9 protein-coding genes are annotated in these 12,542 nt (G+C 38.7%); 6 read left to right on the top strand and 3 right to left on the bottom strand.

What is annotated here, in order from left to right; genetic code table 11:
* Positions 1-228: 228 nt before the first annotated feature.
* The 3 genes from D1094_RS00970 to D1094_RS00980 all read left to right on the top strand — a co-directional run bounded on the left by D1094_RS00970 (position 229) and on the right by D1094_RS00980 (position 6,201).
* Entirely contained in the window at positions 229-4,668 is a 4,440-nt protein-coding gene (locus D1094_RS00970) for a collagenase (RefSeq protein ID WP_182440061.1), read from the top strand.
* Positions 4,669-4,862: 194 nt separating this feature from the next.
* A complete protein-coding gene (locus tag D1094_RS00975) occupies positions 4,863-5,324 on the top strand; it encodes a four-helix bundle copper-binding protein (protein WP_118958212.1) in 462 nt (153 codons plus the stop codon).
* A 166-nt stretch (positions 5,325-5,490) separates the two neighbouring features.
* Positions 5,491-6,201, top strand: a complete 711-nt coding sequence (locus D1094_RS00980; RefSeq protein WP_118958213.1) for an ABC transporter permease — start codon at positions 5,491-5,493, stop codon at positions 6,199-6,201.
* Between the two features lie 91 nt (positions 6,202-6,292).
* Here D1094_RS00980 and modC read toward each other — a convergent pair whose 3' ends face one another.
* From modC to modA, 3 genes are all read right to left on the bottom strand, one after another.
* On the bottom strand, positions 6,293-7,375 hold the full coding sequence (modC, locus tag D1094_RS00985) for a molybdenum ABC transporter ATP-binding protein (protein WP_118958214.1): 1,083 nt from the start codon (positions 7,373-7,375) through the stop codon (positions 6,293-6,295).
* A 70-nt stretch (positions 7,376-7,445) separates the two neighbouring features.
* Positions 7,446-8,138 carry a molybdate ABC transporter permease subunit gene (gene modB / locus D1094_RS00990; RefSeq protein WP_118958215.1) on the bottom strand — a complete coding sequence of 231 codons (693 nt, stop codon included), beginning with the start codon at positions 8,136-8,138 and terminating at the stop codon, positions 7,446-7,448.
* Positions 8,139-8,252: 114 nt separating this feature from the next.
* Entirely contained in the window at positions 8,253-8,993 is a 741-nt protein-coding gene (gene modA / locus D1094_RS00995; RefSeq protein ID WP_220452509.1) for a molybdate ABC transporter substrate-binding protein, read from the bottom strand.
* A 290-nt stretch (positions 8,994-9,283) separates the two neighbouring features.
* On the opposite strand from modA, the gene D1094_RS01000 reads away from it, so the two are divergent.
* The 3 genes from D1094_RS01000 (at position 9,284) to D1094_RS01010 (ending at position 12,435) form a co-directional block, all read left to right on the top strand.
* A complete protein-coding gene (locus D1094_RS01000) occupies positions 9,284-10,150 on the top strand; it encodes a DMT family transporter (protein WP_118958216.1) in 867 nt (288 codons plus the stop codon).
* Between the two features lie 219 nt (positions 10,151-10,369).
* On the top strand, positions 10,370-11,662 hold the full coding sequence (locus D1094_RS01005; RefSeq protein WP_118958217.1) for an NCS2 family permease: 1,293 nt from the start codon (positions 10,370-10,372) through the stop codon (positions 11,660-11,662).
* 5 nt (positions 11,663-11,667) lie between these two features.
* On the top strand, positions 11,668-12,435 hold the full coding sequence (locus D1094_RS01010; protein ID WP_118958218.1) for an outer membrane protein OmpK: 768 nt from the start codon (positions 11,668-11,670) through the stop codon (positions 12,433-12,435).
* The last annotated feature ends 107 nt before the right edge of the window (positions 12,436-12,542 follow it).

A 12,542-nucleotide genomic window follows, 5' to 3' on the forward strand; every position in this document is an offset into this window, starting at 1 on the left:
TCCTAATAACCTATGACATTGAAACTACGAAGGAATTCTTATTAAATATTAACTTGGAATTGTATACAAAATATAATATATATAGATAGTGCATATAGCGAAATCAATGCGCCACAAGAGATGGATGTACGGGTTAGCGGCAGTTTGAACCATAAAAAAAACAAGATGTTCAAAATGCAACACGGACGATTTACCTAATCACTTGTACCTAACGAGTATAATAACAATATGATTTTATCTACCAAGAAAACGATGTTAGCAAGCGCGATTTGTTTTTCATTACAAATAAGCACTTCTCAAGCAGCACAAATGTGCGGTACCAAAACTTTAGAAAGACAAGCTGAAGTCCCTGCCAACCAAACGCAATGTATTACAGATTACGGACATTACCTATACGTTAACGTTCCTTATGAAAATAGCGACGTAACCATTACCACCTCTGGCGGTACATTTACGGGTAGCGACGCTGATATTAAACTATACCAAGGCAACTCTTGGAACGGGGATGTAGAAGCCAGTAGTATTACCAGTGGCACAAATGAAGAAAGTATTTCCTTCGTTTCTCGTGCGGGTGAACGTTACTTTAAAGTTGATGGCAATATTCAAGAAACAAGCTTAACGGTATCAGTAACAGGTGGCGATGTACCACCGCCGATGGGAGATTACATTGTTTACCCAACTCGTGTAGAGATTTCAGTAGCAAATGCGCCAATCTCCTCGAAGTCTCAATATGGTTCAACTATCGCTTCGATACTTGCTGCAAGTTATAGTGATTTCGCAGACATTGCTGGCGCAGCAAACGATCCTATTAGTGAGGTAAGCAATGCAATTCATTACTTGGCAAAAGCAGATGACTTAGCCGACCCTGATTTAAATCAATTATTATACTTTTTAGGCTCATATAAATATCACGCAGAGCAAATGACCGCATCAGAAGCTCAGGCATTAAGTACGGCATTATTGGCTGTAACACAAATGACTGGCTTTATTTCACCAGCGGGTACGGTTATTCAAGAAGGTTACGCTAAAGCGTTAAATAATTTCGAACGTTACGAAGGCTCCACATATTACAAAGAACACTTACCTCACCTTTTAGCTGCTTTACAGTATTTCTCTTTGGAGACTAACCCTTTTGCTATTAGTAATGCGGGCGATACTACCATGGCAATTCTATTGTCATTAGGCTCTGCTGCTTACTATGGTGACTCTGCAACAAAAGCCGCCTTTAATGACAACATGTTAGATGTGCTTTCTGTATTACGCTCTTTTACATTTTTAGGTGAAACTTCTTTAGATACACGCTGGAGTGGTGAATCTGACATTAAATGGATTCTACCTCATAGTTTTAATACCATGGGGAAAGTTTCATCTATCGCAACAGAAGAAGCACAAGGTCGATTCGACAGCACTGTTTTAGAAGTTCGTGGCAAAGTTATCAATACTATTTCTGTTGAAACCACTGAAACAATTATTACTAAAAACTACCTTGAAAGTGCTGGTCGCGCTTGTGAAGAGGGCGATGCCTTATTTGGCAGCTGTGTGGTTCCACCAAAAGAAGAAGATATTTTAACTGTTAGCCATGAATGTTCAGCAAATATAACGATTAGAGCGCAAAGTTCAATAAGCCAGGCAACACTAAATCAGTCTTGTGTTGATATGGCTCTACAAGAATCTGAATTTCATGCGTTCTTTAATACCGCTGGAAATCCGGTAACAGGTGATAAAAACTCGCACATTGAAGTCGTGGCTTTTGCAAGCCCTGAAGATTATGAAAAGTATGCTAGTGAGTTTTTCGGTATTAGTACTGATAATGGTGGTATGTATCTAGAAGGCACACCAGAGAACGATGGTAACCAAGCACGCTTTATTGCTATGCAATGTCCAGACTCATGGGTAGGTAGTTCTTGTCAGTATGAAGATCAAATATATAACTTAAGACATGAATATGTTCACTACCTTGATGGTCGATACATAAAAGCAGGATCATACGGTGATTTTGACTATAACGTATCATGGTCTGAAGGTATGGCTGAATATATGGCGATGGGCGCTGAGCATACGCGTACATTAAACACCCTTAAAGGTGAAACAATTCCACCATTATATAACTTGTTATTCATGAGCTATGAATACGACAACTTATATCCATGGGGCTACTTTGCCATGCGTTATTTAGGTGAAGAGCATAAGAGTGAAGTAAATACCTTAGCTTCTGCACTTCAATCGGGTGATAACAATGCATATGTTGCCGCTCTTAAAGAAGTTGCTGCACGCACAGAAGATGGCTTTGAGGCATATATGCTAGCAAACTCAGAAACAGTAGCACCCGCTTCCGTTTCTATGCCTGCACAAGATACTATTGGTAGCTGTAATTTAGAACAACAATATGCTCGCCATATTGATGCAAACAAAACCGATTTTACCTTTACAAATATCACCGATACACCTGTTTCTTTATTCTGGGTAAACAGCACTACAGGTGAAACTAACTTTGCTAAAAACTATAAAACGTTAAATCAGGGTGATACCTACTCTTCAAGTTCTTGGAGTGTTGGTGATCGCATGATGTTATCTGATAATAACATGAACTGTATTGGTGTGGCTGTGATGGCTGAAAACAGTAATACCTTTACTATTGATGCTGAGCTAGTTAAAGATGTTGTTACTGAAGACATTCCTGCACTAAACCAAATGGGTAGCTGTGCTTTAGCACAACCTCATTTAATTATGGATGAGTCGCATGAGTTCACTATTACCAATACCTCTGATACCGCAGTTCGCTTATTTAGAATAGACAACACCAAAGGAAGCATTATCACCACCAGTGGTGCAACCGACTTCACACATGGTTACGGTGTTTTAGCTCCGGGCGCAACGTATTCAAATGATGTTTGGTTTGGTGATCGTCGCTTAATGGTGACAGATAGCAATTTAAATTGTTTAAGCGTTGGTGTGTTAAACAACCCTGTTGCCAACTTCACTGTCGATCAAGCAATGGTAGCCAATGCTGCCGAGCCTGAAGTAATCCCTGCTGCAAATACAATTGGTCGTTGTGATTTAATGGCCAAACACTTAACAGGCCCATTTGAAGCTGATTTCTCTTTTGTTAACAACAGTGAAAATCCTGTACGTATTCATAGAGTAGACGCTGAAACGGGTGAGTTAAGTGAAAGCTTTGGCTTTACTACCCTAGCTACGGGTGAAACATACGACAGTGCAACAACTTGGAAATGGTTCGGTAACCGCCGTGCAGCAATTACTGATGAAAATAATCAGTGTTTAGGTGTTGCCGTAATGACCGAAGAAGAAACCAGTAATGATTATATTATTACCAGTGAATTAGGTGGTGGGACACAAGAGCCAGTAGACTCTGATGGCGACGGTGTAATTGATAGTGAAGATGCTTTCCCTAATGACCCTACCGAAACAAAAGACTCTGATGGTGACGGCGTTGGCGATAACAGTGATGCTTTCCCACAAGATGCTTCTGAATCAGTTGATTCAGATGGTGATGGTGTAGGTAACAATGGCGACGCTTTCCCTAACGATCCTTCAGAAACAAAAGATTCTGATGGCGACGGTATTGGTGACAATGCAGATCCAACACCAAATGGTGATGTAGACTCTGATGGCGACGGGCATTTAGATTCTGTTGATGCTTTCCCAAATGATCCTTCTGAATGGTTAGATTCAGATAGCGATGGTACTGGTGACAACAGTGATGCATTTCCAACTGACGCAACAGAAACAAAAGATTCTGATGAAGATGGTGTAGGTGATAATGCTGATGCATTCCCTAACGATAGCAGTGAAACAACTGACTCTGATGGCGATGGTTATGGAGATAACAGTGATGTATTCCCTAATGACGCTACAGAATGGGCTGATTCCGATAACGATGGCATGGGTGACAACTCAGACCCTTACCCGAATGATCCTAATAATGGTGGCGGTGTAACGGTACCTGATTGTGGCGCAGCAACAATCACTAGTGGGAAACTAACCCTTGAAACCGATGAATGTGTTTCTGGTGGCCGCGGCTCATACTATGTATGGGTTGAAGAAGACAACACAACCCTTTATCTAACTACCGCGGGTGGTCAAGGTGATGTGGGTATTTACTTCAATGCTGACACATGGGCAACTTCAAGTAATGCTCAAGCTTCTACCAATGCAACAGGTGTAACGCATACTTTAACAGTAACGGCTAATCGAGGCTGGCGCTATATCACGTTAAATAGTGAAAGCGACTATGCTGAAGTTACCTTTAAAGTGAGCTTAACAGAGTCAGGCGATGTAACAGACCCTGAAGAGCCGGTAGAGCCACCAGCAGCGGATATAGCTAATGCTTGTGCAACAATGTCTGTAAATGACTACAGTGCAATTGAATCAGGTAAAGCAATGTGTACTGGAAATGGCCGTAATAGCTATTACATTTACTTAAACGAATCAGTATCAAGCATTGATATTAATACCGCACATGGTACAGGTGAAGCTGAGTTGTATGTGGGTAGTACCTGGGCAACTGCCGCTACGCATACTCATAAGTCAATCATTGCTGGTACTACAGAACAAAGCATCACAGTAAATAACCCACCTTCAGGTTGGTTTTATATAGGTGTTCAAAACTCTGGCAGTGAGGTTGCTGTTCAGGTTGATGTCAAATAGTTATTACAATAATAACGATGTGATTTAGTTAAAAGTATCTTCCCTTACATAAAGATGTTTAACTAACTTTTAGCGGGTCATTTGACCCGCTTTTTTTATACTTAAAATTTAATGCATCCTATTGATTAATCGATTTTGTATGAGAGAATCATTATATACTCCACATAAAATGATTCATCAGTAAAGGAGTAACCATGTCAAATGACATTGAACAACAAAGCTCACGTAGAAGTTTACTTAAAGGGATCGTTACAGGAACTGCTGCACTAGCTGCAGCTCCAGTAATGGCTAATACAGATCATTCGCATCACCACCATATGCCAAGCAAGTTAAATAAAGCATTAATCGCAATTGCCAATGAATGTGCCCAACATGGTGATGAATGTATCGCTCACTGTATGCAGATGTTTAAAATGGGAGATACCACTTTAGCTAAATGCGCAGAAACCGTTAACGAAATGATCATTATGTGTCGTGCCTTAGCAAAAATGGCCAGTTACCAATCAACACAAGTGAATGCTTTAGCTAAAATAGTCATTGATGTTTGTCAAACCTGTGCTGACGAGTGCGGTAAGCATACAAAACACAAAGAATGTAAAGCATGTGAACAGTCTTGCTTAGAGTGTATCGAAGAGTGCAAAAAGCTTCTAGCATAAGCTTTTAAATAACATTCACCTTAAGCTATATTTAACCAAATAAAGCTGTATTGAGAAAAATGAAATAACAAAACCGCTAACGGTCATTAAATATACAATTGACTTTAACGGTTTATTTTCTAGTAAAATCCTATTTCATCGATACATTTTCAGAGAACGCGACCTAATGAATACTATTCCACTGAGTAACCTTGCCTTTTCATTTATACCTGTGATTCTAGTGATTTTTATTATGTTTCATTGGTCGTTAAAAATTACTGACTCAATGATTGCTATGGCCCGTATGGTCATTCAACTATTAGCGATAGGCTATGCCTTAAACTGGATTTTCGCGGTTGAAACTCCTTTCATCATTTTACTACTATTATCCTTTATGCTAATTGTCGCCAGCTCTATCGCTTTAAGGCCTATTAATGATAGAAAGGCAGTAAAATACTCTCATGCGTTCGTGGCAATTGCCCTAGGAAGTGGCTTAACCTTAGCTTTTATTATTATTTTTGTGTTGGAAGCAAACCCATGGTACAAAGCTGATACCATTATTCCGTTAGCAGGCATGATTTTCGCCAGCGCGATGAACACTGTTAGTATTACCGCTGAACGTTTTACCAATGAAATAATTCATACCTCTTGTGGGATAAAAGCAAGAGAGCAAGCCTTTAAAGCCGGCTTAAACCCTTTATTCAATACCTTACTTGCTGTCGGCTTAGTCACCTTACCGGGTATGATGACAGGGCAAATATTTTCAGGTGTTTCGCCTCTCATTGCCGTTAGATATCAAATAGTTGTAATGTGCATGATTACGGGCGGTGCAGGTTTATCATCGGCTATTTTCTTACATATAGCTTATAAACAGTCTGCAACTAAAACAATGAGTTAAGGCGACAAGCTAATACTGTGTTAAATAGTTTTAATGGCTACCTTGCAGGTTTATCACTGACCTATTCAAAAGACCTATTAATATGCGAACCCTAATGAACAATAGCAACCGACTTAATTTGCGCCCAACAGTGAGCCCCCTCAGATAACCCTAAACTGGCTAATGACTTCCCAGTTAAGCGGGCAATAACATATTCATTGCCTACTTTTAAGCGCACTAACACTATGGGCGAACCTTCCTCTTTAGCTATTTCAACCACTTCACCTTGAAAGCGATTAGCAATACTTGAATCTGAATGGTTAGACAGCGCAAGGCTTACATCTTTAGCTAAAATACGTACTCTAACCTCTTCCCCAATTTTCTCGCTATTATCACTTAACCATAACTCTCCACCCGCAAAGCTAACTTTCATTAAGTGCCATGTTTGATCTTTTTCCACAACAGAGCCTTTAATGATGACGCCTGTACCTTGCTCAAAGTAACTACTGTATTCCAGTGTAGAAAATATTTTTGATAACTCACCTTGTGCTTTTACGCTTCCAGCTTCTAAAACAACAACATGATCTGCTAATCGAGCTACCTCATCTAATGAGTGACTAACATACAGTATTGGAATATCGAAACTTGCTTGTAAACGCTCAAGATAAGGGAGAATTTCTTTTTTTCGCGCGTTATCCAGTGATGCTAGCGGTTCATCCATCAATAATATTTTTGGCTGAACTAGCAAAGCTCTCGCTATAGCGACACGTTGACGCTCTCCACCTGATAACTCACTAGGATAACGTGTCAGTATTGTTTGAATGCCCAACACAGAAACTATTTTTTCATAATGCGCTTTACTCACTTCATGCTCAGCGCGTTTCATAGCAAATGTCAGGTTTTCATCTGCTGTTAAATGTTCAAATAAACTCGCTTCTTGAAAAACATAGCCAATTGGTCGTTTGTAGGTTTTTAAACAAAAACTTTCACTTTGCCATATTTGCTGTGAAACTTCTAAATGCCCTACTACTGATTTTTCCAACCCTGCAATACATCTTAATAACGTTGTTTTTCCTGAGCCTGAATGACCAAATATGGCTGTTATACCTTGACTCGGGATGCTTATATCAATGTCTAAAGAAAAGTTATTGCTTTGAGGTGTTTGATGAGCAACCTTAAATTTCGCTTTAATCATGTTAAGCGTTATCCCATTTATTTATTGACATCAATTCACACCTAAAACACTGGTAAAGCACACGCACAAACTACTTAACAGAAAGCGCATGAATTTTACCCTTTCTTTGAAAACCATATAACGCTAATAACACGATAAAAGAAAAAGCAATCATCAAAGCAGATAACGCATGCGCCTGACCATACTCCATTGCTTCAACATGCTCATAAATTTGTACCGAAATAACCTGTGTTTCACCTGGAATATTACCACCAATCATTAACACCACACCAAATTCACCAACGGTATGGGCAAACCCCAGTATAGCTGCGGTTATAAAACCGGGTTTTGCTAAAGGTAAAACGACATTAAAAAAAGTATCCCATGGCCCAGCACGAAGGGTTGCCGCGGCTTCAATGGGTCTTTCCCCCAAGGCTTCAATAGCATTTTGTATGGGTTGAACAACAAAAGGCATTGAATAAAAAATTGAGGCAATTACCAGTCCCCAAAAAGTAAAAGGTAAGGTCCCAATTCCTATACTTTGCGTAAACTGACCTACAGCACCGTTTGGCCCCATAGCAACCAATAAGTAAAAGCCAATAACCGTCGGTGGTAAAACTAAAGGTAGTGCCACTATTGCGGCAATTGGTCCTTTCCATTTTGAGGATGTTCTAGCTAACCACCAAGCAATAGGAGTACCTATAAGCAATAACAATAATGTGACAGTGCTCGCTAACTTTATGGTTAACCATATAGCCGCTAAATCAGCTTGAGAAAAACTCATCGGCTTATGGCTCTGCTAACAAAATAAAGAGTGAAATAGTTAAACATTGCTATTTTTGTGCTCTATTTAGGTCAGTATTTAAATCAAAATTTAACATGTTTTTGCTTATTTTTCTCAATGTGTGTACCCAAAAGAAGCCATAATTTTTTCAACTTCATTTGTTTTCATAAACGTTAAAAAGTCATGGGCAGCTTGATTATTCTTTCCACGCTTTAACATAACTACATCTTGTTTAATTGCTTGATAATAAGATTGTGGAACAACCCAACTAGCACCTGATGAGATCACGCCATTATTCATCACTTGTGATAAGGCAACAAAGCCTAAATCAGCATTACCTGTGCTGGTAAAGTGATATGCTTGCGCAATATTCTCAGCAACCACTTGTTGAGAAAGACTTTGCCCTTCTATCGATAATTTAGCCAGCACTTCTTTTGTCGCTCGACCATAAGGTGCCAACTTTGGGTTGGCAACTGCTAATTTACGATACTGACCTTGCGCTAAGAATGTTGGTGCATCAGTAAATAGATTTTCATTCACCGACCATAGAACTAACGTTCCCAACGCATAGGTAAATCGACTATTTTCAACGGTTAATTGTGCTTTCTCCAAGGCCATTGGTTTTTCTTGATCAGCAGAAAAAAACAAATGATATGGCGCACCATGACTAATTTGTGCAAAAAACTTACCTGATGAACCAAAAGACATAACAACATTATGTTCACTGTGTTGCTCAAAGGTTCTCACAATTGCTTTCATTGGCTTAATAAAATTAGATGCCACAGCTATATTTAGCTTTTCAGCAGTCGCTAAGAAAGGCATACATGAAAAAAATAAAAAGAGAAAATAACGCATAAAGAGATAAAATCTTAAAATGATTAAAGATACATGCTGCATTCGAACGTATTTACACCAACAATGACTCACATATAATAAATATCGTTCTATACTAGATTATCACTATAAACAGTACAAGTTTGAATGAGTTAACCGCTATTGCTATGTACGATATTTACTCTATTTAATCTTACAATAGAGATAGTCTAGACCAGTTGAATAATTTATAAGGCCAGTCGTCTTGATAAACAGCTTACTAAGCATTAATCTGCGCACTCTTCTTTTCTATTTTTTAATTAGTTAAAGCCATGCCTGCTAGTATTGCCTTGATCATAGCCACATTTTTGTGGGGTAGCTCATTTATTGCATTAAAATATGCCATTAATATTTATGATCCTGCGTTTGTTATTTTTTTCAGGATGCTAATCACCCTTTTACTCTGCCTTATGTTATGGCCTTGGGTGAAAAAGTTTACTTACCAACAAGGTGACTGGAAATATTTACTCAGCATGTCTATCGCCGAACCCTGCTTATATTACTTATTTGAAGGTAATGCGATGAAATATACTTCAGCTTCTCAAGCAGGCGTTTTAGTCTCTTGCTTTCCTTTGCTGGTAGCTGTTGTCGCTTATTTTATGCTTAAAGAAAAAGTGACTAAACAATTAGCTATTGGTTTTAGTTTTTGTATCGGTGGTGGCGTTTTATTAACAATCGTGTCAGAAAGCTCAAATCATGCATCTAACCCAGCTCTTGGTAATTTCCTTGAATTTTTAGCCATGATTTGTGCAGCCTATTATGCAGTTAGTGTAAAGAAATTATCTACACGATATTCACCATTAGCTTTGATTACTTTACAAGGGCTTGCCGGGTCGATATTTTTTGCACCATTTTTATTGTTCATCGATATTCCTACAACACATGACATGGCTGCATTAGCAGGCATTATTTATCTTGGCGCTTTTGTTACCATAGGCGCCTATGGCATGTATAACTATGCAATCACTAAAGTATCGGTATTAACAGCTGCTGCTTTTACCAATTTAATCCCTATCTTTACCCTATTCCTTTCTGCCCTAATCCTCGGTGAAAGTCTTGACGTAATGCAATGGTTCTGTATTTCACTTGTCTTTATTGGCGTTTATATTAGCCAAAAAAGAACACGAAAAGGACTATAACTTTCAGCAACAAACGCTAAAGTGTCTATCTTCAATTATAAATCACCTTTAGTTATAACTTATGCCTTGTTATAATCACCTTGTCAAAAAATAACCAATAATTTATTACCCTCTTTAGCTTATGCAATGCTAAAACAACTTATTTGCTCTTTTTAAGTAACCTATCATTGGGCATATATAAACGTAATAACTTAGTTAATAATCAACGAGACACGCCTAATGTTAGAAAAAGTTTTTAAGTTAACAGAACACAAAACCAGCGTTAAAAAGGAAGTTATTGCTGGGGTTACTACCTTCTTAACCATGGCCTACATTATTTTTGTTAACCCTGCAATGCTTGCAGATGCAGGTATGGATAATGGTGCTGTATTTGTAGCCACTTGTATCGCTGCCGCAATTGGCTGTTTTATCATGGGGTTTGTTGCGAACTACCCAATCGCTTTAGCGCCTGGAATGGGTCTCAACGCATTTTTCACCTACACCGTTGTACTTGATATGGGTTACAGTTGGCAAATAGCTTTAGGTGGCGTATTCATTTCAGGTATTGTCTTTATTCTACTCAGTTTATTCAGTATTAGAGAATGGATAATAAATAGCATACCGCATGCGCTTCGTTCAGGTATTGCCGCGGGTATTGGGTTATTTTTAGCCTTAATTGCACTAAAAAATGCAGGTATTGTCGTTGATAGCCCAGCAACATTAGTGACATTAGGTGACATTACCGCTATAGAACCCATTTTAGCCGCAATCGGTCTATTTGTTATTGTAGGCCTAGCCAATAAAGGCATAAACGGTTCGGTAATGCTCTCTATTATAATTATAACGGCCTTGGCGCTCTTACTTGGCAAAGTAGAATATCAAGGTATTGTCTCGATGCCGCCATCTGTTGTGCCTACTTTTATGCAACTAGATATTGCTGGTGCGCTCGAGGTGGGTATGTTAAGTGTTATTTTTGCCTTTCTTTTCGTTGATCTATTTGATACCTCAGGAACACTCATTGCTGTTGCCCAACGAGGTAAATTGCTAGCTAAAGATGGAACTTTTCCGCGCTTAGGAAAGGCATTATTAGCCGACTCAACAGCAACCGTTGCAGGAAGCATGTTAGGCACTTCTACGACAACAAGTTATGTAGAAAGTACTGCAGGAGTTGCAGCAGGGGGTCGTACAGGCTTAACAGCGGTAGTTGTTGGTATTTTATTTTTATTAGCGCTTTTATTTTCACCGTTAGCGGCTATGGTACCGGCCTATGCAACAGCAGGTCCTTTGTTTTATGTTGCGGTATTAATGATGTCGGGGCTTGTTAATATCGATTGGGATGATTTACTTGATGCAGTCCCTGTCGCAATTATCTGTATCACCATGCCATTAACTTTTTCCATTGCACACGGTATTGCTTTTGGCTTTATCAGCTATGTTGCTGTACGCTTATTTAGTGGCAAGATAAAAACCTTAAATATCAGCGTGGTCATTCTGGCCTTATTGTTTATCGGCAAATTTGCCTTTTATGGATAAATGACATGATTAAAAAAAATATTATTCAACTGTTACCATTCACCCTACTGTGCTCTACAGCGATAGCACATGCTGAAACTTATTGGAGTGATAATAGTTTATCTTACTTGAAGAACTTACAAGATTTTCAAGTACTAACCAACGATGACATCAACGTGTTAACTTTTGAGCATGTCTCAGGTCATAACTGGGGTGATGTATTTTTCTTTGTTGATAGAGTTAACGGTAAAGCAGATCAAAACAACCCTGAGCACAAAGAAACCTATAGCGAGTTTTCTCCAAGATTAAGTTTAAGCTATGTTACTGATAACGACTTAACGTTTGGTTTAATCAAAGATGTTTATCTTGCCGGCACCTATGAATACTCTAGCGGTAAATCAGGCGATTTTGGTTTTGGCTTTGATAACTATTTATTCGGTGTTGGTGCATCATGGAAGCTTTTTGAAAAAGGCTTTTTTAATACCAATATTTATTATGCTAATAATGAAAAAATAGATAACGATCAACAGCTCACCGTCTCTTGGGGCTATCCAATGGAGTTTGGAAAACACCATGTTATGTTTGACGGATATTTTGATTGGTCAACCTCTGCTGATGATCATGAAGCAGACTTTCACTTCAACCCTCAACTTAAACTGGATGTTGGTAACTATTTTGGTAACCCAAAGAAGTTAGAAGTCGGTATTGAATATAGTTTTTGGCACAATAAATACGGCATTTCTGGACTCGACAATGAAAGTACGGTGAGCTTCTTAATTAAAGCGCACTTGTAGCAAACAATCAGGTGCTTATTTTTAAGCACCTTGCTCACCCCTTGAAAAATACATATAAACTATTTTTCTCAAGCCAATTTAGCCACCCCTCAATGCATAATGTATAC

It is taken from the genome of Colwellia sp. RSH04, from assembly GCF_003545765.1.
GTDB lineage: Bacteria > Pseudomonadota > Gammaproteobacteria > Enterobacterales > Alteromonadaceae > Colwellia.